Annotated in this window: 20 protein-coding genes; 6 read left to right on the top strand and 14 right to left on the bottom strand. The window is 74.7% G+C overall.

All coding sequences use genetic code 11. The features are described 5' to 3' along the window. Positions 1 to 41: 41 nt before the first annotated feature. From HC251_RS07870 to HC251_RS07915, 10 genes are all read right to left on the bottom strand, one after another. Positions 42 to 1583 carry a tyrosine-protein kinase family protein gene (locus HC251_RS07870; protein ID WP_219944750.1) on the bottom strand — a complete coding sequence of 514 codons (1542 nt, stop codon included), beginning with the start codon at positions 1581 to 1583 and terminating at the stop codon, positions 42 to 44. A gap of 156 nt (positions 1584 to 1739) precedes the next feature. Next, a complete protein-coding gene (locus HC251_RS07875; RefSeq protein ID WP_219944751.1) occupies positions 1740 to 3341 on the bottom strand; it encodes a polysaccharide biosynthesis C-terminal domain-containing protein in 1602 nt (533 codons plus the stop codon). Beyond that, positions 3338 to 4237 carry a sulfotransferase gene (locus tag HC251_RS07880; protein ID WP_219944752.1) on the bottom strand — a complete coding sequence of 300 codons (900 nt, stop codon included), beginning with the start codon at positions 4235 to 4237 and terminating at the stop codon, positions 3338 to 3340. The genes HC251_RS07875 and HC251_RS07880 overlap by 4 nt, the downstream gene beginning before the upstream one ends. Then, complete coding sequence (locus HC251_RS07885; protein WP_219944753.1) at positions 4234 to 5403, bottom strand: hypothetical protein; 1170 nt, start codon at positions 5401 to 5403, stop codon at positions 4234 to 4236. The genes HC251_RS07880 and HC251_RS07885 overlap by 4 nt, the downstream gene beginning before the upstream one ends. Next, entirely contained in the window at positions 5400 to 6923 is a 1524-nt protein-coding gene (locus HC251_RS07890) for an O-antigen ligase (RefSeq protein ID WP_219944754.1), read from the bottom strand. Before HC251_RS07890 ends, HC251_RS07885 begins: the two co-directional genes overlap by 4 nt. Continuing rightward, entirely contained in the window at positions 6923 to 7861 is a 939-nt protein-coding gene (locus tag HC251_RS07895; RefSeq protein WP_370651285.1) for a glycosyltransferase family 2 protein, read from the bottom strand. The genes HC251_RS07890 and HC251_RS07895 overlap by 1 nt, the downstream gene beginning before the upstream one ends. Positions 7862 to 7902: 41 nt before the next feature. Continuing rightward, the gene (locus HC251_RS07900) at positions 7903 to 8829 is read right to left on the bottom strand and encodes a sulfotransferase (RefSeq protein WP_219944756.1); all 927 of its coding nucleotides are present in this window, start codon (positions 8827 to 8829) and stop codon (positions 7903 to 7905) included. 229 nt (positions 8830 to 9058) lie between these two features. Beyond that, positions 9059 to 9580 carry a glycosyltransferase gene (locus HC251_RS07905; protein WP_219944757.1) on the bottom strand — a complete coding sequence of 174 codons (522 nt, stop codon included), beginning with the start codon at positions 9578 to 9580 and terminating at the stop codon, positions 9059 to 9061. After that, a complete protein-coding gene (gene pssD, locus HC251_RS07910) occupies positions 9577 to 10053 on the bottom strand; it encodes a PssD/Cps14F family polysaccharide biosynthesis glycosyltransferase (RefSeq protein WP_219944758.1) in 477 nt (158 codons plus the stop codon). The genes HC251_RS07905 and pssD overlap by 4 nt, the downstream gene beginning before the upstream one ends. Before the next feature lie 198 nt (positions 10054 to 10251). Beyond that, a complete protein-coding gene (locus HC251_RS07915; protein ID WP_219944759.1) occupies positions 10252 to 11556 on the bottom strand; it encodes a hypothetical protein in 1305 nt (434 codons plus the stop codon). Positions 11557 to 11735: 179 nt separating this feature from the next. Here HC251_RS07915 and HC251_RS07920 point away from each other — a divergent pair, with 179 nt between their 5' ends. Next, positions 11736 to 12587 (top strand): hypothetical protein, encoded by an 852-nt coding sequence (locus HC251_RS07920; RefSeq protein ID WP_219944760.1) that lies wholly within the window; start codon positions 11736 to 11738, stop codon positions 12585 to 12587. A 78-nt stretch (positions 12588 to 12665) separates the two neighbouring features. Here HC251_RS07920 and HC251_RS07925 read toward each other — a convergent pair whose 3' ends face one another. Further along, positions 12666 to 13430, bottom strand: coding sequence for a class I SAM-dependent methyltransferase (locus HC251_RS07925; RefSeq protein WP_219944761.1), 765 nt, complete (start codon positions 13428 to 13430; stop codon positions 12666 to 12668). A gap of 108 nt (positions 13431 to 13538) precedes the next feature. Between HC251_RS07925 and HC251_RS07930 the strand changes: the two genes are divergently transcribed. After that, positions 13539 to 15203, top strand: a complete 1665-nt coding sequence (locus tag HC251_RS07930; protein ID WP_219944762.1) for a GDSL-type esterase/lipase family protein — start codon at positions 13539 to 13541, stop codon at positions 15201 to 15203. Between the two features lie 63 nt (positions 15204 to 15266). Here HC251_RS07930 and HC251_RS07935 read toward each other — a convergent pair whose 3' ends face one another. From HC251_RS07935 to HC251_RS07945, 3 genes are read right to left on the bottom strand one after another with little or no spacing between them, the layout of a single operon-like run. Next, positions 15267 to 16151: an endonuclease/exonuclease/phosphatase family protein gene (locus HC251_RS07935; RefSeq protein ID WP_219944763.1), complete on the bottom strand. Its 885-nt coding sequence runs from the start codon at positions 16149 to 16151 to the stop codon at positions 15267 to 15269. Between the two features lie 5 nt (positions 16152 to 16156). Continuing rightward, the gene (gene metH / locus HC251_RS07940; RefSeq protein WP_219944764.1) at positions 16157 to 19693 is read right to left on the bottom strand and encodes a methionine synthase; all 3537 of its coding nucleotides are present in this window, start codon (positions 19691 to 19693) and stop codon (positions 16157 to 16159) included. A 9-nt stretch (positions 19694 to 19702) separates the two neighbouring features. Then, positions 19703 to 20014 carry a hypothetical protein gene (locus HC251_RS07945; protein WP_219944765.1) on the bottom strand — a complete coding sequence of 104 codons (312 nt, stop codon included), beginning with the start codon at positions 20012 to 20014 and terminating at the stop codon, positions 19703 to 19705. 87 nt (positions 20015 to 20101) lie between these two features. Here HC251_RS07945 and uppS point away from each other — a divergent pair, with 87 nt between their 5' ends. From uppS to HC251_RS07965, 4 genes are all read left to right on the top strand, one after another. Further along, a complete protein-coding gene (gene uppS / locus HC251_RS07950; RefSeq protein WP_219944766.1) occupies positions 20102 to 20857 on the top strand; it encodes a polyprenyl diphosphate synthase in 756 nt (251 codons plus the stop codon). 79 nt (positions 20858 to 20936) lie between these two features. Beyond that, positions 20937 to 21968: a polyprenyl synthetase family protein gene (locus HC251_RS07955; RefSeq protein ID WP_219944767.1), complete on the top strand. Its 1032-nt coding sequence runs from the start codon at positions 20937 to 20939 to the stop codon at positions 21966 to 21968. 121 nt (positions 21969 to 22089) lie between these two features. Continuing rightward, positions 22090 to 22626 carry a cob(I)yrinic acid a,c-diamide adenosyltransferase gene (locus tag HC251_RS07960; protein WP_219944768.1) on the top strand — a complete coding sequence of 179 codons (537 nt, stop codon included), beginning with the start codon at positions 22090 to 22092 and terminating at the stop codon, positions 22624 to 22626. An 84-nt stretch (positions 22627 to 22710) separates the two neighbouring features. Beyond that, positions 22711 to 24189, top strand: coding sequence for a leucyl aminopeptidase (locus tag HC251_RS07965; protein WP_219944769.1), 1479 nt, complete (start codon positions 22711 to 22713; stop codon positions 24187 to 24189). Positions 24190 to 24270 lie beyond the last annotated feature (81 nt).

Raw genomic sequence — 24270 nt, forward strand, 5'->3', positions numbered from 1 at the left:
GATGACCGTCGGTCCCGGTCCCGACGCCCCTAGGACGGGGCCTATCGGTTCTGGACGCCGTAGGCGGCGGCGCTGGCCGAGCGCCGGCTGCTGTCGGTGTCGTTGTTCAGCGCCGCGCCGAGGACGTTGGCCCCGGCCAGGGTGAGCTCGGTGCCGGCCTCGGAGACCTGGGCGGTGCTGGCCTGCGCCAGCGACACCACGAGGAGCGTGGTGTCGAGGCGGGGGGCGAGGACCAGCACGTCGGCCACGGCCAGCACCGGGGGCGTGTCGAAGATGACGAGGTCGAACCCGTGGGCCAGGGCGGTGACGGCGTCGGCGGTCGACTCCGAGCCGAGCAGGTCGGTCGGGTTCTCGACGGGGGAGCCCCGGGTGATGACGACCAGGTCGCCCACCTTGCGCTCGACCTCGTCGAGGGTGGCGTCGCCGCGGAGCACGTCGGTGAGGCCCGGCGCCGTGGGCAGGTCGAAGAGCTCCTCGACGCCCGCCCGGCGCAGGTCGGCCGAGACGAGCAACACCCGCCGGCCACCCTGGGCCATGGCCACGGCCAGGTTGGCGGCCACGGTGGTCTTGCCCTCGTCGGCCACCGAGCTGGTGACGGCGAGGGTCCGGACGCCGGCGTCGCGCACGGCGAGGAGCACCGAGGTGCGCAGCCGGCGGAAGGCGTCGGCCTCGGGCCCGTTGGGGGCGTGCACGGTGACGAGGGCCGTCCCCGGCCGGCGGTGGCGCTCGGGGAATACCGGGATGCTCCCGAGCGACTGGACGCCCAGCACCTGCCGGAGGTCGGCGGCGCCCCGCACCCGGGTGTCGAGCCGGTCGAGGACGAAGGCGGCGCCCAGGCCCAGCACCAGCCCGGCGGCGATGGCGGCCGCCAGGGTCCGGCCCAGCCCCTTGGCCTGGGGCTGGCGGGGGAGGCGGGCCGGGGTGATGATCGTGCCGCCGTCGACGGGCTGGCTCTGCACCGCGGCCAGCTCCAGCTCGAGGTCGGCCTTGTTGCTGGCCAGGTCGTCCCGGTTGCGCTCGGCCGAGCGGAACTCGTTCGAGTCCTCGTCGGCCCGGGACAGGATGGCGTCCTGGGCGGCGATGCCCTCGTCGAGGCTGGCGATGCGCTCGGTGTAGCGCTCGACCTGCTGGTCGATGGCCGCCTGCTGCTCGGCCTCCTTGAGGGCGATGTAGCCGTCGGCGAAGGCCTTGGCCCCCTCCTGGGCCTTCTCGGCGCTCGAGGCGCGGTAGACGACCACCAGCACCCGGGCGTCGGGCGGGGCCTCGACGGTGAGGTTGGCGAGCAGGTCGCGGGGGTCGTCGACGTCGCCGATGGCCTCGGCGGCCCGCTCGGCCACCAGGTCCGAGCGGATCACCGCCAGCTCGGTCTGGACGTCCTCGGTGACCTCGATGGCGGTCTGGGTCGCGGCCGGGGCGGGCAGGGCGATCTCGGACTGGGACCGGAACACGTCGGGCCGGGTGACCCCGTAGCCCGCCCCCAGCACGAGGCACACCAGCACGGCGAGGCCGACGATGACGTACCGCCGGCGGATGATGCCGAGGTAGTCGCCGAGCTCGACCGCGGACGGTTCAGCAGCAGGCATCAGGGGTCCTTGGGGCGTCGTCGGATGGGTGGGGCTGGTCGGCGCGGGTCACGTGGTGCCAGGCACCAAGTGACCGGTGGTCGCGGTCGTTCACCGGGCTGGGCAAGGTCACGTGGTGCCAGGCACCAAGTGATGGTCGGTCGTGGACATCTCTTCTCATCGGGCCGGCCTCCGGAGGACCTGGTCGACGCCGAGGTGGTCGGGGCTGGACCAGATGCCGGCCAGCAGGACGGCCCCGCCCAGCGCCAGCCCGAGGGCGAGCCCGCCGATGGTGGGGCCCAGCAGGGCCCGGGCGGCGACGAGGGCGGCGGCCACCCCGGCGGCGAGGGCCATGGTGCGCACGGTGCGGGCGCCGAAGGGGTGCACGCCGAGCATCTTCCACATCTGCGCAAGGGGCAGGCCGTTGGCGACCATCAGGCTGATCGTCCAGGCCAGGGCCGCGCCCTTGATGCCGTAGGGCGGGATGAGCAGCAGGTTGGCGCCGATGTTCACCACCAGGGCCACGCCGGTGTTGATCAGGCTGAGGCGGCTGCGCCCGGCCATGAGCAGGAGCATGTCGATGGGGCCGGCGGCGCTGGCGAGGAGGAAGCCGACGCCGGTGATGGCGATCACCGCGGCGCCGCCGCTGAAGCCGTCGCCGAAGGTGGTGAGGAGGATGGGGGCGAAGACCATGGCCACGGCGTAGGCGGGCCAGGCCAGCAGCACCAGCAGGGCCGAGGCCTCCTGGAAGAGCGGCTTGGCGTCGTCGGGGTCGGCGGCCATGACCCGGGCGATCTGGGGGGCGAAGGCCATGGTGACGGCGTTGCCGGCCACGTTGCCCACGATCAGCCAGCGGATGGCCGAGCTGTAGACGCCGACGGCGCCGGTGCCCTCCATGGCCCCGAGCAGCAGGCTGTCGACCCACGTGATGGTGAGGGCGAACACGCCGGCGAAGGAGCGGGGCAGGGCGAAGGACCAGAACCGGCGGGCCAGCTCCGGCGGGGCCAGCGGCTCGGGCGGGGCGACGGCGGCGTCGGCCGGGGCCCGGGCGACCCGGTCCCGCAGCGACTGCTCGGCCCGGCGCAGCAGGCGCGCCGTCCACAGCGCCATGGGCACCAGGGCCACGGCGAAGGGGGCCGCCCAGGCCGCACCGATCAGAGCCGCCCCGCCGCCGGCGCTGATGGCCAGCAGGACGAGCGGGGGCAGCGCCGCCGACCGACCGATCCGCTCCACCACCACGCTGGGCAGCATCGAGCCGAACCCCCGGGTCGCGCCGTCGACGGCCTGGTACACGGCGGCGACGGGGAGGAACGGGGCCAGGACCCGCAGGTAGGTCGACAGGGTGTCGCTGCTGTGGCCCGAGGTGAGGAGCCGGCCCAGCGGGTCGGCCCCCACGAACAGGGCCATCCCGGCGAGCGACGACAGGACCAGGACCGGGACCAGGGCGACGGCGTAGAGGCGGCGGACCTCGGCGGCCCGGTCCCGGGTCAGGAACCGGCTGGTGAAGCGGACGAGGCCGACGTCGGTCCCGGCCATGGTCGACCGGGACACGATGCTGAACACGGCGATGGCCTCGAGCAGCGCGCCGGCGCCGCGGGTGCCGAGCCGGCGGGTGATGACGACGATCAGCAGGAACCCGGTGACCCCGTAGACCAGCGAGCCGACCAGGTTGATCAGGGAGGCGCGCGCCATCCCCGACCCCTCCGGGGCGCGCGGGAGGACGGCGTCGGTCGCCTCGGCCTCGGGGGGCCCGGCGTCGGTCACGGTCGCACCGGTCACCCGGTCTCCGTCGGGGCGGCGGCGGGCACGAGCCAGGGCGGGGGCGTGGGGAGCTCGGCGGCGAGCCAGGCGTCGGACGCGGCGGTGGCGGCCCGGATGCGGGCCACGTGCTCGTCGGGGATCGACCCCTGGCTGCGGGGGTTCCAGCGGCCGGGCTCGACCTGGCGCCGGCTGATGCCGAGGAAGTCGTGGAGGGCGTCGAGCGTCGGGCCCGGGTCGCGCTCGAGCTCCTCGGTGTAGAGCACCAGGACCCGGTCGCGGCCGACGGCGGCCCACAGGCGGCGGATCTGCTCGTCGTAGCGGCCCCGGGCCACGTACGACTGGTGCTGGTGGGCGAGGTGGTGGCCGGGTCGGCCGGCCAGGACCTCCTCGGCCCCGGCCAGGCGGCTCTCCTCGGCGTCGAGGGCGGCGCCGAAGTCGGCCAGCGGCTCGTAGCCCCGGGCCCGCTCGTGGTGGAACTGCGACCACGCCCGGGTCACCGGGTCGCGCAGGATCATCACCAGCCGCACCTCGGGCAGGTGCTCGGCGATGCGGGCCGGAGCGAAGGGGTGGAAGCCGTAGTAGGGCGCGGCCTCGCCCACCACCACGCCCTCGCCCAGCTCGCGGGTGGCCTTCTCCACCGAGGCGCGGAGCGGGAACCCGGACCGGTACCAGCTCGGCCCCCGGTGGTACTCGACGTCGAACCAGTGGACGCCCTTGGTGAGCCGGGGGAAGCGCACCGCCGGGTGGTCGGCCAGCAGCCGGTAGAGCGTGGTCGTGCCCGAGCGCTGGGCCCCGACGATGAGGAAGTCGGGCGTGGCCCGCCACGGGGCCGTGGGCCGGGCGACCTGCTGGGTGGTGTGCAGCCAGGCCAGGAACAGCCGGTAGCGGGCCATGTCGGACAGGGGCAGCTTCACGAGACGGCCTCCCGACCGAGCGTGGGGTCGGCGTCGAGGCCGGCCGCGATGGACGTGCCCGGCCCGAGGGGGCCGTGCTGGGCGTCGGCCGCGTACCGGGCCCGGAGGGTCGCGGCGTAGGCGCCGGCGACGAGCGGGGCGTCGTCGGCGGCGTAGCCGAGGGCGACGAGGGTGGCCCGCTCGGCCGTGGCCGCCCGGGTCAGGGCCTCGGCGACGGGGACGCCCTCGCCGAGGACGGCGACCTGGAACCGGTTGTGGATCAGGTCGAGGCCGAGGGGCACGGGGGTGTGCGAGCGCTCCCAGTCCCAGGCGATCAGGTGGTCGCCGTCCCACGTGGCGTTCCACGGGGCCAGGTCGCCGTGCCAGCGGCCGAAGGCCCAGCGCCGGCCGGCGAGGGCGGGGCGGAGGGCGTCGAGCAGGGCGGCCACGGCGCCGTCGGGGTCGGGCCCGGCCTCGAGCCGGCGCCACCACGTGCTGGCGACGACGTCCTCGTCGACGGTGGGGCCGGCGATGGCCCGGATGGCCGCCGGTGGCAGGTCGAGGGCGGCGGCGCTCTCCCGCATGGTGATGTGGCCCAGGGCGAGGAGCGGGTGGCCCTGCCAGGTCCCGGAGGCGAGCACCGGTGGCGTGACGACCGACGGGTCGGCGCCGGCGACGGCCCGCAGGGCGTCGATCTCGTGGGCGACGAGGGCGTCGGTGTGGTCGTCGACGCCGAGCTTCACCCAGGCGACGGTGACCCCGTCGGCGCCGATGGCCTGCACCACCGGCTTGCGGTTGGGGCGGGGGGCGCCGAGGGCGACGGCCAGGTCGACGTCGTCGCGGTCGAGCAGGGCGGCGAGGTGGCGGCGGAGGCCGGGGTGGTCGGCGTCGCCGTCGTCGACGACCAGGCGGTCGGGCAGGACCTTGCCGATCCCGCTGCGCAGGGCGGCCCGCAGGGCGACTCGGGTGACGGCCTGGGCCGCGCCCGCTCCGGGGCGGATGTGGGCTCCGCGAGCGTGGCGCCCGTCGACCGGCACGAGGTACCGCGGCCGGGCCCGCCGAGGCAGCACGGCGTAGGCCCGCTCGGTGGCCGCGGTGTCGCCGGCCCGGCGGGGGGCGTCATCAGGCCCGAGCAGCGCAGCGACCGCGTCGAGCGCCGTGGCATCAGACCGCAACGCGGCGGTCATGAGGTTGCTCCCATCGGCCCGGCGGTCGCCGACCAGCCGGGGTCAGATACCTTCCGACCGTGCCCACCCGGCCCGACCGTCCCCAGGCGGTCGGATGGTGTCTGACCCCCCGTGACCCGCGAAGCACCTGACGCGGAGTCGGGTGTCTGACCCCCCGTGACCCGCGAAGCACCTGACGCGAGGCCGTCGCGGCGCGCGGCGCGGAAACCCAGGGCGGCGGCGATGAACACCACGTGCAGCGACGACGGGATCATGTCGTACACGAGGATCTGCACCAGCCCGATGATCAGGACCACGTGGCACCAGAACGTGACCGACGGCCCCGCCCGCGTCTCCCAGATCCACCGCAGCCAGGCGGCCAGGAACAGGCCGAGGCCGACGTACCCGGTGCTCACCAGGACGGTCCAGAACATGCCCTGGGTGCCCACGTTGGGGATGATCTTGTTGCCCTCGTAGGGGCGGGGCCCGCCCAGCCCGATGATGGGGCTCTCGGTGGTGATGCGGAAGGCCTCGCCGTAGAGGAGCGACCGCCCCGCCGAGCTGTGGTCGTTCTCGGCCCGGCCCTCGACCAGCGTCCCCACCGGGGTGAACACGATCAACAGCAGCCCGATGGTGAGCAGCGCGAACAGGGCCCGCCGGGCCAGGCGGGCCAGATCCCCGGACCGGCTGGCGGCGTAGACCATCGCCACGCCCAGGCTCAGCCACAGGCCCCGGTTGAGCGACACGAACACCGGGATCAGCGAGGCGACGAGCAGCAGGTACGCCCACGACCGCCGGCGGATGTCGGCCGACTGGAGCCACGACAGGAAGAAGAACGGCAGCAGCAGGGCGTAGGCCGAGCCCCAGTCGTTGGTGTAGACGAACGGCGCCTTGGGCCGCCCCAGGGGGTAGCCGAGGATGTCGTGGACCTGGGCGAACTCGGGGCGGACCAGCACCTGCATGAACTCGTTGGTCGCGACCGACGCCGGCAGCACCCGCTCGGTGAGGCTGGGGATGCTGCCGTCGGGCAGGAGGACGCCGAGCCACCCGCCCACGACGGTGACGATCCAGAACCCCGCCAGCAGGCGGACGATGCGGTCGGCGGGGATCTCGTCGTCGTCGGCGGCGCAGATGGCCAGGAAGAACACGGTGCACGACAGGTAGTTCGCCAGCCGCCAGATCCACGCGAACGGCAGGGCGCTGCTCTCCAGGGCGGTGAACGACAGCACCACGAAGGCCAGGTAGAGGAGCCAGGCCCCGAACCCGAGCGGCACCACGATCCGCCGCCGGCGGGTGATCAGCCGCAGCCCCAGGGGGATGGCGAACACCGGCCAGACGAGGGCCCCCAGCCCGAGGGCCCACCAGATCGGGAACCCGGCGATGCAGACGGTGATGGGCCAGTGGGGCGGCAGCTGGCGCAGCCGTTCGCGGGTGCCGCGGCCGACCACGCTGGCGCCGAGCGCCCGCCACGACGGGCGCGGTCGGAGCGGGGCGACGCGGCCGGGGTCGCCCGCTCCGCTCCCTCCGTAGGCGACCGCCATCAGATCCCTCGGCCCCCCGCCTGGAGGGCGCGCAGCACCCACTCGGAGCGGACGGCGCCGGAGGCGACGAGCAGGGCCAGGTAGGCGCGCGGCTCGCGCCGGTTGTGGCCGAGGGCGCGGCGGGCCGTGCTCCACGCCCCTCGGCGGTCGCCCATCGAGGCGTGGGCGAAGGCCTGCTGGCCCTCGATGCGGGCCAGCCCGGCGGGCTCGGTCGCCAGCTCGGGGTGGGCGGCGACCAGGTGGTCGAGGGCCTCGATGATCGTCTTCCAGCGCTCGGCGAAGAACGACGAGCGGTGCCAGAACACCTTCGCCAGCGGGAGGCGGACGACCCCGATGTCGGCCCGGCGGGCGGCGCGGAGCAGGAGGTCGTAGTCCTCGGCGTAGCTGCCGGGCAGGACCTCGTCGACCAGGCCGATGCCGTCGACCAGGGCGGCCCGCCGGAACAGGAAGGTCGACGGGTGCGCCTCCGAGACGCGGGACCGGAGCAGCTCGGCGTGGGTGATCCGGTCCCGCTCGAGGACCCGGGTCGACACCTTGCCGCGCGCCTCGACGAGCACGCCGGTGGTCACGACCTCCAGGTGCGGCTCGGCCGCCAGCAGGGCCACCTGGGCGTCGAGCTTGCCCGGCAGCCACAGGTCGTCGTCGTCGCAGAAGGCGACCAGGTCCGCGGTGGCGGCGGTGATGCCGGTGTTGCGGGCGCCGGCCAGGCCGGGGATCCGCTCGTTGCGGAGGACCCGGACGCGGCGGTGGCCGCCCCCGGGGGCGACACCGTCGTGGGCCAGGTCGGGCTCGGGCTCGGACTGGTCGAACACGGCCAGGACCTCGACGTCGCCCGGGTAGCGCTGGTCGAGGACGGCCTCCACCGCCCGCCGCAGCAGCGCCGGGCGGTCGCGCGTGGCGATCACGACGGCGACCGTGGGGTGGCTCGTCGGGGTCATGTCGGTGTCGGCGCGCGGGTCATCCACGACCTTCTCATCGGTCAGCGGTCCCGCCCCATGTAGCCATAGGCGGCGAGGAACGGCGAGGTCAGGGCGGTGACGACCCGTCGGTCGGCGACCGGGAGGGCCTGGCGCCAGGCCTCGTCGCGGCGCAGCGGGATGATCCCGGTGCGGAAGCGCATCGGGTTGCCGGCGATCGAGTGGCTCGGCCCCAGCTCGGCACCGGCCGGGGTGAGGAAGGAGTCCCAGCCCGGCTCCAGGGCCAGCCCGGTGGGGGCGAGGATGCGCCGGAGGGCGGTGGCCGGGTCGGCCAGCACGTCCTCGTAGCGCAGCCGGTCGACCGGCGCGCCGGTGGCCCGCAGGGCCGTCAGCATCAGGTTGAAGGCGTCCCACCAGCCGGCGGCCGAGGCGGGGGAGTAGGTCGGCATGAGCTCGTCCTGCGTCTCGGGCCGGGCCACCTCCTTGGTCCACGAGTAGGCGACGCCCCGGCTGTCGCGGACCAGGTGGACGAAGGTGACGTCGACGCCGCGCAGGTGGCGCAGGGCGAAGGCGGTGGAGGCGTGCTTGGACGAGTCGACCAGGACCGACGCCCCGCTGACCGTGGCCGCCGCCCGGTAGAGGCGCTCGAGGCGGTCGACGTGCTCGGCCAGGTCCCGGCGGAACGCGGCGGAGGCGGGGACGGCCAGCAGCGGCAGGTGGCGGTTGCGGTCGACCCGGCCCTGGACCTCGACCCACCGGCGGCCGTCGACCCGGTCCCAGCCGCCGAAGGCCTCCTCGCCCACCGGCCCCCAGAACGGGCAGCTCGTCAGGGGCTGGCCGCAGCCGCACGTGTCGCCGTCGATCAGGCTGCGCTGGGGCAGGTGCACGACCTCGCCCAGCGTCGCCACCCCGGGCACCGCGCCCAGCAGCCGCTCGAGCAGCGTGCTCCCGCTCCGCCCCGATCCACCGATGTAGATGAGTCTCGTCACTCGTTCGCTGACGCTCACTCCGTTCCTCGAACTGACGGTGCCTCGCTGCGCTCGGCGCTGAGACCTTCCCAGCGGCGGAGGCCTCGTTCCTCGGCCACACGCCGCTTCGTCTGGGGGGGACCCCCAGACCCCCAGCGGCTGCGCCGGGCCGGACCGCGTTGCAACGGCTCGTCTCGTCGCTCCGAGCTGGTGGGGCCTGGCTGGTGGCGGCTCACCTCGGTCGGCGGGGTCATCTCGTGAGGATGCCGTCGATGAGGTCGCCGAGGAGGGTGACCGCGGGGGGTGGGGTGGCGTCGTCCACGACGACGGCGTAGGGGGCCGGGTCGGCGAGGGCGGCGTCGAGGTGCGCCCGCAGCCCGGCCTCGTCGTCGACGCACAGGGCCATGCCGCGCCCCTCCATCCACCGCCCGAAGGTCACCTGGTGGTCGTCGACGACCTCGCCGTGGCGGGCCAGGCGGGGGACCACCACGGGCAGCCGGCCGGCGGCGCGGGCGTCGAGGACGGTGCCCGGACCGGCGTGGCCCACGACCACCGCGGCCCGCCCCATCAGGGCCGGGATGTCGGCCGGGTCGAGCATGGCGTGGCCCTCGGCGTGGCGGGGGGCGGGGGCGGTGCCGTGCTGGACGACGCAGCGCAGGTCGGGGTGCTCGCCGGCCCACCGGTCGACCCAGTCGACCAGCCGGGCGAAGGGGTGGTGGTCGGTCCCGAGGGTGACCACCAGGTGCAGCGGCCGGTCGTCCTCGTCGCTCACAGCAACGGGCCGATCACGACGCTGCCCTTGTAGTGCTGCTGCTGCTCGGCCCACTGCACGCAGAACAGGTCGGTGACGGGCCGGCACATGCGCCCGGTCATGGTCGAGCTCTCGACCCGGTCGAACACCTCGACGTAGACGGTGGCGATGCCCATCCGGCGACCGAGCCAGAAGAACGGCACGGCCACGCCGGCCCCGTCGCTCACGATGACGTCGGGGCGCTCGTCGCGCAGCACCTTGCGGGCCAGGACCAGGTTGCGCAGGGCGTTCGGGATGTTGCGGGTCGTCGGGTGGTGGGCCCACACCGTCCGCTCGCCGGCCAGGTGGGAGCGGGCGTCGGCCTTGTCGAAGGTGACCCACGTGCGGTCGTGGTGCTCCCACCACGGGCGCAGCTGGAGCAGCTGGGTCAGGTGGCCGCCCGCGGAGCACACGAGGAGCACCCGGCGGCGCGCGGGGTCGGGCGCCTCGTTCACCGGCGGGACTGTACCGGGGGCCCTCTCGGGTCCCGGGTCAGGCACGGGTCGGTCCGGTGCGCCGGGCTGGTCGGCGCGGAGGCTGGTCGGCGCGGGTCACGTGGTGCCAGGCACCAAGTGGCCGGGGGTCGCTGCGCGCACCGGGGTGGGCATGGCCACGTGGAGCCTGGCACCAAGGTGACCGGCGGTTCCGCGGGGTCACAGCGGGATGAAGCCGAGGCGGGGGTGCCACTCGTTGCCCAGGCCGCCGGAGTCGCTGCCGATCCACAGCCCGGCCGGGGTCGGCGTGAGCGTCCCGACCTGGAGGCCCCGATCCCGCTGGGTCGTCCAGGGCAGGACGGCCCCGGTGGCCGGGTCGTAGGCGGCGATGCCGGCCCGGTCGACGGCGCCGGGGCCCTTCACGTCGCCGCGGGGCGCGTTCTCGTTGTTGGCCCAGCGCTGGTGGCCGGCGGCGTAGACGGCGGCGCCGGTGATGGCCACGGCCGACAGCGAGTCGCCACCGGTCCAGTCGGCCCACGTCTGGCGCTGGTTCGGGCCGGTGCGGCCCATCTCCCAGCGGGCCACCGTGTCGCACAGGCCGGCCAGGCCGTTGCCCCAGGTGCCGGTGGTCACGACGGCGAAGTAGCGGTCGTCGGGCGAGATGTCGACGTCCTTGACGTAGTAGTCGTAGCTCGCCGAGCACGCACCCGTGCGGTAGCCGGTGGTGCTCCACGAGCTGACCGCGCTGGACGAGGCGCCCACGTCGATGATGGCGACCTGGTCGCGGGGCTGGCCGCCCACCCGGCGGAAGTTGCCGGTGATGACCAGCTTGGACCCGTTGCGGGTGGCGTCGAGCCGGTTCACCACCACACCGCCGCGCACCGTGGTGTCGACCGCGACGTTCAGGCCCCGATCGACGGCGCCGGTCCGGGCGTTCACCGCGGCCAGGCGGGAGCGGGCGTTGCCGCTGATGGTGGTGAAGGTCCCGCCGACGAAGAGGCGGTCGCCCCGGAGGGCCATGGTGTTCACCCAGCCGTTGGCGCGGGCGGTGAAGGCGGCGTCCACGGCCCCGCTGACGGCGTCGATCTTCGCCAGCCCGACCCGGGTCTGGCCGTTCACCTTCTGGAAGCTGCCCCCGAGGATCAGGGTGCTGTTCGGGCCGACGACCATGTCGCGGACGCCGCCACGGTCGAGGACCGGGTTGAAGGCCTCGATGGCCCCGGTCGCCTTGACGTAGGAGAAGATGCCCCGGCGGGCGTACTCGGTCGGCCGGTTGAAGGCCTTCACCCGGGTGAACTCGCCGCCCACGACGACCCGCGTCCCGAGGTCGAGCACGGCGTAGACCTGGCCGTCGAGGACGTGCGGGGTGCGGTCGTCGGGGTTGGTCCCGACCGTGCGGGTGTGGGTGGCGTTGGGGTTCGGGGCGGGGATCGGTGGCGGCGTCGGCTGGCAGGCGGCGGCCAGCAGCAGCAGCGGCAGGGCGACGGCGACCAGGAGCGGCAGCCGGCGGCGTGGTGCGGTCATCGGTTCTCCCCCGGGGCGGGCCGACGGGCGTCGGCGGCGGTGCCCGCCCATGCTGCCACGCTCAGTGGCCGAACATCAAGGTAATCACCACGGAACGTGAGGCGCGATGGTGGCGGGAGCGCGGGGCGGAGCATGGGTTCGATGTCGGCACCGACTCCCCCGACGCTTAGGTTCGGGCCGTGATCCGCCTCGACGCCGCCACCGTGCTGCTCCAGTGGGGCACCGGCGGGCTGGCCTTCCTGTGGCTCACCACCCGGCGGCGCGAGGTCGGGCTCGGCTACGGCTGGCTGCTGCGCGGCATCTACGGCCTGATGGCCCTCGCCGGGGCCTTCATCGGCTTCCGCATCGGGCCGGTGTGGGTGCGGGACCTCGCCGCCGTCGGCGTGGGGCTGGCGGCCGGCGGCGCCCTGGCCGTGTCGGTCGTCCGCCGGGCGGCCGGCGTGTCCGGCCAGCGCGAGCGGGTCGAGAAGCGCAGCGCCCGGGTCGCGGCCATGACCGGCATCGACCGCGAGGAGCAGCGCTTCGACGCCGACGCCCCCGAGTTCCCCCCCGTGCTCGACCTGGTGCCGGTGGCCATCGGCCTCGTCGGCCTCGTCGCCGCCGGCATCGACGCCGGCTCGCCGGTGTGGCTCTCGGTCGCCCGCACCGTCGTCGGTGCCCTCTTCCTCGGCGCCGTCAGCGACGCCATGCTCCTCGGCCACTGGTACCTGGTGCAGCCGGGCCTGGCCCGGGGGCCGCTGCTCGAGCTGGTCCGGGCCACGGCGATCGTGCTGCCCGTCGAGGTCGCGCTCCTCCTCGTGCCCACCGGCATGGTGTCGGTCCTCGACGGGTCGATCGACGACGGCTACGGCGGGATCCTCGGGTGGACGTGGGTCACCTGCGCGGTGACGACCCTCGGCCTGCTCGCCGTGACCCGGGCCGCCCTCAAGGAGCGCCAGTACAGCGCCGTCATGGCCGCCACCGGCCTGCTCTACCTGGCCATCCTCACCGCCTTCGGCACCGACCTGGTGGCCCGAGCCCTCCTGTCCTGAGCGCGTCTCCCGACGAGACGTCGTCCGGAACCGCGCCGCATGCGCGAGCTTCCGGACGAGGTTGGGGTGACGACGGGGTCAGGGCTTCTCGTGGACGGTGACGACCGAGACGCCGAGGTGCCGGGCCGGGGTGCGCTCCAGGCCGTGGATGGCCGGGCGGAGGTGGCGACCCGGGCCCCACCGCTCGAGCGGCGGCATCATGAACGTGGTCCCGACCTCGGTGAAGCCCACGCCCTCGAGCAGGGCCCGCAGGTCGGCCGGCCGGTAGTTGCGGGCGGTGGAGATGCGCCGGTGCAGCGGGCGGATCCACGGCACGAACGGGTACCACTTCGACCGGCGCTCGGTGCCCCGGATCATGAACGAGTGGGTCTCGAACGGGAACCCGCGGTTGGGGACGGTGATGTAGAGGGCCCCGCCCGGGCGCAGGAGCCGGAAGGCCTCGGCCGCCGCCCTCTCGTGGTCGACCACGTGCTCGAGGGTCTCGATGGCGATCACCGCGTCGTAGGAGCCGTCGGGGTCGCTGACGGCCTCGGCGCTCTCGAGCCGGAGGTCGAAGCGGTCGGCGTCGGGCCGGTCGGCGATGCGCCGGCGGAACTCCTCGAGGCGGACCTCCTCGACCTCGACGCCGGTGACCCGGGCGAACCCGTCGAGCAGCCGCTCGGTGTAGGAGCCGTTCCCGCACCCCATGTCCAAGATGCGCTCGCCGCGCAGCGGGCGGATGGCGTCGAGGAGCTCGAGCCGGCGGGTGATCCCCAGCGAGTCCAGGGGCTCGGGCCAGCCCAGGCTGAGGGCGCGCCCGTCGCCCCAGGCGGGCTCATCCGGCGTGGTCACGTGCTCGGACATGCGGTGATCCTCGCACAGGCCCTCCCGACGCTCGGCGTCGCCGGGGCGGGTGGTAGAACACGGCCCGGAGGATCGGCGGCGGCCTCCCGAGATCGAGAGGGAGACGGCGTGGTGCGACGGGTGGTGGGGGCAGCGCTGGCCGCCATCGTGGCGTGCGGGACCGTCGTGGCCGGGGCGCTCCCGGCCCCCGCGGCGCCGGCGTCGCCCCCGGCGGTCACCTGCCCCACGCCGCTGCCGGGCCCCCGGGCGGTCGTCCAGCTGGCCTACGTCGTCCTGCTCCGGCGCTGCCCCGAGCCCGCCGGCGCCGCCGCCTGGGAGGCGAGCCTCCGCGACGGGCTGCCCGCCGAGGCCTTCGCCCGACGCATCACCGCCACCGCCGAGGCCCGGGGCGTGGTGGTCGACGACGCCTACGCCCGGGTCCTGGACCGGCCGGCCTCGGCCATCGACCGCGCCTTCTGGGCCGGGTGGCTGCGGCCCGAGGCCACCGTCGCCCGCCGCCACGACCACCTCCTCGCCGCCCTGGCCGCCTCGGCCGAGGTGTTCGCCACCGCCGGCGGGGACCACGGCCGCTACGTCGACCTCCTGTACCAGCGCATCCTCGGTCGCCCCGCCGAGCCCGCGGGCCGGGCCCACTGGGTCGCCCGCCTCGACGGCGGCGAGCGCCGGTCGGTCGTGGCCCGGACCCTGCTCCGCCTGGGCGAGCCCCTCGGGGTGACGGTGGACGGGGCGTGGGCCGAGGTCCTCGACGCCGTCCCGCCGCCCGACCAGCGGGCCGCCGACGTCGACCGCCTCCGCGCCGACGGCGACCGGCTCGGCCTGTCGGCCCGCCTGGTCGGATCGTCGGCGTTCGCGGTCCGGGCCGACGGGCGGGCGCTGGTGCGCGACGGCCGCTACGTCGCCCTCGGCGACTCCTACGTGGTGGGGGAGGGCAACCCGCCGTTCGTCGTCGAGCCCGACCGCTGCGGCTGGTCGGCCGCCGGCTACCCCGAGGTGGCCCGGACCAGCAGCGAGCACGTGCCCGGCACGCTCGACATGGTGGCCTGCAGCGGGGCGACCCTCGCCAGCCTGTACCCCTCCGGTCCGCAGGGCGAGGCCGTCCCGGGCCAGATCGACCGGCTGGCCGAGGGCGACGCGCCCGCCCTGGTGACGCTCACCATCGGCGGCAACGACATCGGGTTCACCCCGATCCTCACCACCTGCCTCCAGGTCCTCGTCGGCAGCAGCCAGCTCAACGGCTCCTACAGCCGGGCGGGGTGCGACGCCTGGCTCGACGGAGCGGTCGCGGCCATCGCCGAGCTGCGCACCGGTCAGACCGACGGGGCCGGCGGCCTCCGCAGCTGCGGCGGCCACGCCTGCACCCTCGCTCTAGCCGTGGCCGACGTCGTGGCCGCCGCCCCCGGGGCCCGGGTGGTGGTCGTCGGCTACCCGCCGCTGGTGCACGCGACCGACGCCGCCTGCTCGGGCCCGGTGCGCTGGGACGACGGCGCACCGTTCGCCGAGGCGCGGTGGCTCTTCGCCGGCAGCGACGTCCGGCGCGGCCGGGCCGTCGTCGCCGCCCTCAACGCCGCCCTGGCCGACGCCGCGGCCGCATCCGGCGCCACCTTCGTCGACCCGGCGACGGCCTTCGCCGGCCACGCCGCCTGCAGCGCCGATCCGTGGGTCCACGGCCTCGTCCTGTCCCGGTCCGGGTCCCCCGCCAGCGCCTCGTTCCACCCCACCCGGCGGGGCGGCGTCGCCCTGGCCGCCGCCCTCACCGCCACCCTGGAGCCCTGACCCCGCCATCGTGGGCCCGCACGTGGCCCGCCAGGCCTTGGGTCTGGGGGGGTGGGCGCGCTGTCAGCGGGGGAGGCGGAGCGTGGCTCGCAGGCCGCGGTGGTCGCTCCCGGGGAGGGCCAGCCGCTCGAGGGCCACGACCTCGACGCCGGCGCTGACCACCACGTGGTCGAGCGTCAGGAACGGCGGCAGCGGCAGGCGGTAGACCGGCTGGTCGACCGGCCAGGTGGGGTACCACCGGTGGCCCAGCACGGCGCTGGCGTCGACCAGGTCGTGGCGGGAGAGCGCCCGCCGGAAGGCGCCGTGGCCGCCGGTGGCGTTCCAGTCGCCGGCCAGGATCACCGGTCCCGGGGCGTCGTCGCCGATGCCGGTGTTGGCCACCAGACCGTCGTGCCAGGTCACCACGTCACGGTCGTGCACCGGCGCCTGGGTGTGCACCGGCACCAGACGCACCGGGATCCCGGCCACGTCGATGTCGACGACCTGCCCCGGGCGGCCACCGAGGTCCCGCCGATCGGCGGCGAGGAGGGGCCGACGCGACGCGACCAGGCTCCCGAAGTACCACTCGCTGGGGTCGTCGGCCTGGTGGGGGAACGTCGACGCCAGCCCGGCCTCCTCCAGGGCGGCCCGGGTCGCAGCGGCGTGCTCGGTCAGCAGGAGGACGTCGGCGTCGAGCGCGGCGAGGGCCTCGGCCTGGGCCACGGGGTCGCGCTGGCCCCGCTCGAGGTTGGCCGCCACCACCGTGAACGTGACCCCGTCGCCCACCCGGGTCGGGGGCGACGGCGACCGGGGCAGGAGAGGGAGGGCCGATGAGAGCGTGATCCACGCCCGCCGGGCCGTGACGCGCGTCGGCCACGGCCGCTCCGGGTCGGGCGACGGGAGGGACGGCGGGGGCGACCGGCGCGGCACTGCGTCAGGGGCGCGCCGCCCGCGCTGCTCGGCGGGCACCGGCTTCAGCGGACGACGAAGTACTTGGCGGCCGGGTGGTGGAGGATGATCGCCGAGGTGGTCTGCTCGGGCTGGTACTGGTAGCCGGTGTCCTCGCTGACCTCGATGCCGATGCGCTCGGCGCCGAGCAGCCGGGCCACCCGCTCGTTGTCCTCGAGGTCCGGGCACGCCGGGTAGCCCCACGAGTAGCGCCCGCCCCGGTACTGCTGGCGGAACAGGCCGGCCAGCGACGGGCCGTCCTCGTCGGCGAAGCCCCACTCCTCGCGGATGCGGCGGTGCCACATCTCGGCCAGGGCCTCGGCCATCTCCACGCCCAGGCCGTGCAGCAGCAGGTAGTCCTGGTACTTGTCGGCGGCGAAGAGCTCGGCCGTCCGCTCCGAGATGGCGGCGCCCATGGTGACGATGTGGAAGGCGACGTAGTCGGGCTCGTCGGACTTCATCGGCTTCACCAGGTCGGTGATGCACTGGTACGGGTCGACCCGCGAGCGGGGGAACCGGAACCGGGTCAGCTCGTCGGTGCGGGAGTCGTCGGCCCAGATCACGATGTCCTGGCCGTCGCTGTTGGCCGGGTAGTAGCCGTAGACGACCGCCGGGTTGAGCAGGCCCTCGGTGGTGGCCTGGGCCAGCTGCGAGCGCAGCAGGGGCCGCATCCGCTCCCGGAACTCGTCGTTGGTCTCCTTGGACCCGTCGACCTTGGCCTCGGGGCGGAACTGCCACTGGTTCCGGAAGATCGCCGTCTCGTTGATGTACTTGGTGATCTGGTCGAGGGCGATGCCCTTGACGACCTTCGAGCCGGTGAAGGGCGGGGCGAACACCTCGTTGTCGGCGTCGAGGCCGACCCAGCGGTCGGGGAGGTCCTCGTCGGACGTGCTGGCGTCGCGGCCGCCGAAGCGACCCGACAGCTGGACCTCGGAGTCGCTCGGGACCAGGCCCCACTCGGGGTCGTCGGGCTCCTCGGCGTGCTTGATCGCCCCGAGCCGGTCCATGACGTGGAGGCCCTCGAAGGCGTCCTTGCCGTAGAAGAGGCGGCCGCCGTAGACGTTGCGGAGGTCGCGCTCGACGTAGGTGCGGGTGAGGGCGGCCCCGCCGAGCAGGACGGGCAGGTCGAGCTCGCGGGTGTTCAGCTCCTCGAGGTTGTCGCGCATGATCAGCGTCGACTTCACCAGCAGGCCGCTCATCCCGATGGCGTCGGCCTCGACCTCGAGGGCCTTCTCGATCATGTCGCCGATGCCGACCTTGATCCCGATGTTGAAGACCTCGTAGCCGTTGTTGGTGAGGATGATGTCGACGAGGTTCTTGCCGATGTCGTGGACGTCGCCCTTCACCGTGGCCAGGACGATGCGCCCCTTGCGGGCCTCGCCCTCGACCTTCTCCATGTGGGGCTCGAGGTGCGCCACGGCGGCCTTCATGGTCTCGGCCGACTGGAGCACGAACGGCAGCTGCATCTCGCCCTTGCCGAACAGGTCGCCCACGACGCGCATGCCGGCGAGGAGCACGTCGTTGACGATCTGGAGGGCGGTGAGCCCGCCGGCCATGGCCGCGTCGAGCTCGTCCTGCAGGCCGTCGCGGTCGCCGTCGATGATGCGCTGGCTGAGCCGCTTCTCGATGGGCCAGTCGGAGCGGTCCTCGCGCACGACCTCCTGCACCTTCACGTCGGCGAAGATGTCGAGCAGCTTGTGCAGCGGGTCGTAGTCGGCGTCGCCGTCGGCCAGCAGCCCCTCGGTGCCGCGGCGGTCGTAGATCAGGTCGAGGCAGACGTCGCGCTGCTCGTCGGGGATCCGCGAGATGGGGAGGATCTTCGAGGCGTGGACGATGGCCGAGTCGAGCCCGTGCTTGGTCGCCTCGTGGATGAAGATCGAGTTGAGGACGTGGCGGGCCGCCGGGTTGATGCCGAAGCTGACGTTGGAGACGCCGAGGGTGGTGTGGCAGCCCGGGAACTCCTCCTTGATCTGCTTGATGGCGTCCATGGTGGCCATGGCGTCCTTGCGCAGGTCCTCGTCGCCCGTCGTGAGCGGGAAGGTGAGGGCGTCGAAGATGAGGTCCGACTCCTCCAGCCCGTAGCTGTCGCGGGCGAGGTCGACGATGCGCCGGGCCACGCGCAGCTTCCACTCGGCGGTGCGGGCCTGGCCCTCCTCGTCGATGAGCAGGCAGATCACGGCGGCGCCGTAGTCGCGGGCCAGGGAGAAGACCCGGTCGAGCCGGCTGCCCTCGGCGAAGCCGTCCTCGAGGTTGGCCGAGTTGAGGATGGCCCGGCCGCCGACGTGCTGGAGACCGGCCTCCATCACCTCGGGCTCGGTGGAGTCGAGCACCAGGGGGGCGTTGGCCTGGGTGGCGAAGCGGCTGGCCACCTCGTCCATGTCGCCGGTGCCGTCGCGGCCGACGTAGTCGACGCACACGTCGAGGACGTGGGCGCCCTCCTTGATCTGGGCGTTGGCCATGGCGACGGTGGTGTCCCAGTCGCCCTCGAGCAGCGCCTCCCGGAACTTCTTGGAGCCGTTGGCGTTGGTGCGCTCGCCGATCATCAGGAAGCTGGCGTCCTGCTCGAGCGGCACCGCCGAGTAGATCGACGTCACCGCGGCCTCGTACTCCGGCGTGCGGGCCGCCGGGGTGAGGCCCGGGGCCATCTCGGCCAGCAGCTGGATGTACTCCGGCGTGGTGCCGCAGCAGCCGCCGATGACCTGGACGCCGAACTCCTCGACGAAGCGCTTCTGGTAGTCGCGCAGCTCGACGGCGGTGAGGTCGTAGTGCATGGCCCCGTCGACGACCGACGGGAGCCCGGCGTTGGGCAGGCACGAGATCGGGGTGCGAGCGGCACTGGAGAGGTGGCGCAGGTGCTCGCTCATCTCGCTCGGGCCGGTGGCGCAGTTGAGCCCGACGATGTCGACCTTCAGCGGGTCGATGGCGGCCAGGGCGGCGCCGATCTCGGTGCCGAGGAGCATCCGGCCGGTGAGCTCCATCGTCACCTGGGCCTGGATGGGGACCTGGCGGCCCTCGGCGGCCATGGCCCGGCGGGCGCCGATCACGGCGGCCTTCAGGGCCAGCAGGTCGAAGTGGGTCTCGAGGATGAACAGGTCGACGCCGCCCTCGAGCAGGCCCCGGCACGCCTCCTCGTAGGAGTCGCGCAGGGCGGCGAAGCGGATCTGGCCCAGCGACGGCGACTTGGTGCCGGGCCCGAGCGAGCCGGCCACGTAGCGGGGCTTGTCCGGGGTGGAGAACCCGTCGGCCACCTCCCGGGCGATGCGGGCGTTGGCCAGGGCGATCTCGTGGGACCGCTCGGGGATGTCGTACTCGCCCAGCGGCACGGCGAAGGCGCCGAAGGTGTTGGTCTCGACGACGTCGGCGCCGACCTCGAGGTAGGCGGTGTGGAGGGCGGCCACCACGTCGGGGCGGGTGACGCCGAGGATGTCGGTGCAGCCCTCGAACGCCGGGCCGCCGTAGTCGTCGAGGCTCAGGTCCTGGGTCTGCATCCAGGTCCCCGTGGCGCCGTCGTACACGACGACGCGCTCGGCCACCGCGTCCAGGAACCCTCTGCCGTCAGCCATCGAGACAGGCTACCGAGGCTCCTCGGGGCCCTGGTCATCGGTTGCCAGGTCGGGGTCCTCGTCGGCGTTGCTCCCGCCGGGGACGGTGGCGGTGAGGCGGGCGCGCTCCTCGGGGGTGATGGAGCGGAGCAGGGCGATAGACACCGCCCCGAACACGACGGCGGCGACGATCAGCCCGATGGCGAAGGCCGCCGAGCCCTTGGTGGCCAGCACGGCCACGGCCGCGATCACCGCCACCACGGCGGCCACGAACAGCCCGACCATGGCGTCGGCCCGGCGGCGGGCCGCAGCGATGTCGCCGTGGAGGGAGGTGTCGGCCATCGGCCCAGCGTCGCACGGCCGGGCGGGGAGCGCCGCGGATCGGGCGGGCGCACGGGGCCCGGCGGGGCGCCCCGGTACTGTGCGGCGATGCGGATCATCGAGGCCAGCCAGGTCGCCGACGTGCGAGCGGGGGAGATCCCCCGGCACCTCGGGGTGATCATGGACGGCAACGGGCGCTGGGCCCAGATGCGCTCGCTCACCCGCTCCGAGGGCCACGCCGCCGCCGAGGACGCCGTGGTCGCCACCGTCGACGCCTGCCTCGACCTCGGCGTCGAGTGGGCCTCGGCGTATGCCTTCTCCACCGAGAACTGGACCCGCGAGATGGAGGAGATCGCCTTCCTCATGCGGTTCGACGAGTGGCTGCTGCGCAAGGAGCGCCGCGACGAGCTCAACGACAAGGGCGTCCAGATCCGCTTCTGCGGGCGCCTCGACGACCCCCGCATCCCCGCCGACTCGCGGGACTGGCTCTACGAGACGGCCGAGCTGACGGCCCACAACACGCGCATGGTGCTCGCCATCGCCTTCAACTACGGCGGCCGGACCGAGATCGTCGACGCCTGCCGGCGGCTGGTCGAGGCCGGCGTGCCGGCGGCGGAGATCACCGAGGAGCGGCTCTCGGCCGAGATGTACGCCCCCGACATGCCCGACCTCGACCTGGTGATCCGCACCTCCAGCGAGAACCGGACGTCGAACTTCTTCCCGTGGCAGGCCACCTACGCCGAGCTGGTCTTCATGGACACGCTGTGGCCCGACTTCCGCGCCGGGCACCTCTACTCCGCCGTCGCCGAGTACCAGGCCCGCCGCCGGAGGTTGGGCGCCGCCGAAGCCAGCCCTCGTCCCTGACCCCCACGGACGGTGTCAGGCACCATCCGTGCCGGCTCCGAGTGGCCGGGGGGTGGGGGCACCTCGGTACGCTCCTGCCATGACCCCGGCCGACCTCGCGGTGCTCCTCGGGCTGCCGGACCTGGGCGCCGGCCTCGCCGCCGTCGAGGACGCCCTCGACCGGGCCATCGTCGTCGAGCGCGACGAGATCGAGACCCCCGCCCGCCGGGTCGTGCTGGGCGGCGGCAAGCGCCTGCGCCCCGCCCTGGCCATCGCCTGCGCGGCGGCGGCCACCGGGGGCGGTGACGAGCTCGGCGTCGACCCCGCCGTCGTGGCCGGCGCCACCGCCGTCGAGCTGGTCCAGGCCGGCTCCCTGGTGCACGACGACATCATGGACGCCGCCGGCGAGCGCCGGGGCGTGCCCACGATCAACGCCGTCGAGGGCCCGAACCAGGCCCTCCTCGTCGGCGACTTCCTCCTCGCCCGGGCCGGCCAGCTGGCCGCCGGGGTGAGCCAGCAGGTCGCCGCCTTCCTCGCCAACGCCATCGCCGACCTGTGCATCGGCCAGTCGGCCGAGGCGGCGACGATCTACGACCCCGACCGCAGCATCCCCGCCTACGAGGCGTCGATCGCGGGCAAGACCGCGGCCCTGTTCCGCTCCGCCTGCGAGATCGGCGCCGCCGCCGCCGAGGCCTCCGACGAGGCCGTCGAGGCCGTCGGCGCCTACGGCACCGCCTTCGGCATGGCCTTCCAGGTCATCGACGACGTCCTCGACGTCGTCTCCACCGCCGAGGCCCTGGGCAAGCCGGTCGGCAACGACATCCGCGAGGGCGTCTACAGCCTCCCCGTGCTGCTCGCCCTCGACGGGCCCGACGGCGAGGCCCTGCGCTCCCGCCTCGGGTCGGCGCCGACCGAGGCCGACCTGGCCCACGCCCTCACCCTGGTGCGCTCGAGCGAAGGCGTCAGCGCCGCCCTCGAGGCCGCCCGGGACCACAACGAGCGGGCCGTGGCCGCCCTGGCCGTCCTGCCCGAGGGCCCCGTCGTCGACGGCCTGGCCCGCCTGCCCGGCGCCTACCTCGAGTGGGTCCTGGAGGACAAGGCCCCCGGCCTCGTCGTCCCGACCAGCCCGTAAGCCGTCCAGGGACGCGACGGGCCAGGCACCTTCCGTCACGGCCGCGACGGGCCAGGCACTTTCCGTCCCGCCCACCGCCCTGGACGGGTCGGCTGCGCCGACGCCGTACCCTGGCCGGGACATGAGCATCGCGACGCGCAAGGGTGACGACGGCACCACCGGCCTCCTCTACGGGGGCCGGGTGCGCAAGGACTCACCCCGCCCCGAGGCCTACGGCCAGGTCGACGAGGCCCAGGCCGTCCTCGGTCTGGCCCGGGCCCACGCCGAGCCCGGCGGTGAGCTCGACGGGGTCCTCGTCGGCGTCCAGCGCGACCTGTGGGTGCTGATGGCCGACCTGGCGACCGACGTCGCCAACCGGTCCAAGCTCGTCGCCGGGGCCTCGCTCGTCACCACCGAGATGGTCACCCGCCTCGACGACCTGCTGGCCCACTACGAGGGCCGCTTCGAGATGCCCAAGGAGTTCGTCGTCCCCGGCGCCTCGCTGGTCGGCGCCCACCTCGACGTGGCCCGCACCGTCGTCCGCCGGGCCGAGCGGGTCGCCGTCGCCCTCGCCCCCGAGAGCACCGCCGCCCTCGCCTACCTCAACCGCCTGTCCGACCTGCTGTGGGCCCTGGCCCGCTGGCAGGACGGCACCTCCCAGACCGCCCGGCAGACCTGACCCCCTCCAACCTTGTCCGGAACCCGGCCACAGAGAGGGACTTCCGGACAAGGTTCGCGAGCCGATCGACCCAAGGACACCCACATGGCTGCACGCCCCGTGACCCCGACCACCGCCGGCAAGGTGCCGGCCCGGACCGACCTGGTGGTCGCCGGCGTCCGCGCCGACCGCCTCGACGACGACCTGGCCGCCGCCGGGGTCAGCCCCGCGTTCGCCGAGGCGTCGGGGTTCACCGGCAAGGCCGACGGGTCGCTCCTGACCCCGGCGGCGTCGGGCGCCGGCGCCGACGTCCTCGTCGTCGGGCTGGGGCCGGCCGCCGACGTCGACGCCAACCGCCTGCGGGCCGCGGCGGGCACCGCCGGGCGCCGGGCGACCCGTCACGGGCGCGTGGCCGTCACCCTGGCCGAGCAGGCCGCCGACGGCGTCGACGCCGGCGCCGCCACCCAGGCCGTCACCGAGGGGTGGATCCTCGGCGCCTACCGCTTCGACGAGCACCGCACCTCGCCCACGGAGTCGAAGGTCACCGCCGTGACCCTCACCGCCGGGACCACCAAGGCGGCCAAGGACGCCGTGGCCCGCGGCGTCGCCGTCGCCGGCGGCGTGACCCTGGCCCGGGACCTCGTCAACCAGCCCGGCGGCTCCCTCGTGCCGGCCCAGCTGGCCGACCGCATCAAGGCCGTCGGCGCCGAGACCGGCCTCAAGGTGCGGGTCGACACCCCCACCCAGATGCGGCGCAAGGGCCTCGGCGGCGTGCTCGGCGTGGCCCAGGGCGCGACCAACGAGCCCCGGTTCGTCGAGCTGACCTACGAGCCCAAGGGCGCCGCCCGCGGCCACGTGGCCCTGGTCGGCAAGGGCGTCACCTTCGACACCGGCGGCTACTCGCTCAAGACCGCCGAGGGCATGAAGGGCATGAACAGCGACATGGGCGGCGCCGCCGCCGTCGTCGGCGCCATGAGCGTGCTCGCCGCCCTCGGCGCCCCGGTGAGGGTCAGCGGCTACCTGCCCCTCGTCGAGAACATGATCGGCCCCGACGCCATCCGCGTCGGCGACGTGCTGACCATCAAGGGCGGCACCACCGTCGAGGTCCTCAACACCGACGCCGAGGGCCGGCTGATCCTGGCCGACGCCCTGCGGGTCGCGTCCGCCGCCGGGCCCGACGCCATCGTCGACCTGGCCACCTTGACCGGGGCGATCATCGCCGCCCTCGGCCAGCGCACCGCCGGACTCTTCGGCACCGACGACCTCGTCGGTCGGATCCGCTCGGTCGCCGCCGCCAGCGGCGAGGCGGTGTGGCCCATGCCCATGCCCGCCCACCTGCGCCCCGGCCTCGACTCCGACATCGCCGACCTCCGCAACATCTCCGGCGGGCGCTACGGCGGCTCGCCCGTCGCCGCCCTCTTCCTGCGCGAGTTCGTCGGCGAGGGCATCCCGTGGGCCCACCTCGACATCGCCGGGCCGGCCTGGATCACCGAGGCCCCCTACGGCGAGGTCCCCAAGCTCGGCACCGGCTTCGGGGTCCGCCTCCTCGCCGACCTCCTGGTCGGCTGGGAGCCGCTCACCTGACCGCAGTCCTCGGGGTTGGTGGTCGGCCTCAGCCCGGCCGTCGCCCCGTGAGGGTGGGGCGACGGCCGGGGGAGGGGCCCG

It is taken from the genome of Iamia sp. SCSIO 61187 (genome assembly GCF_019443745.1).
In the GTDB taxonomy this organism is placed as follows: Bacteria; Actinomycetota; Acidimicrobiia; order Acidimicrobiales; family Iamiaceae; genus Iamia.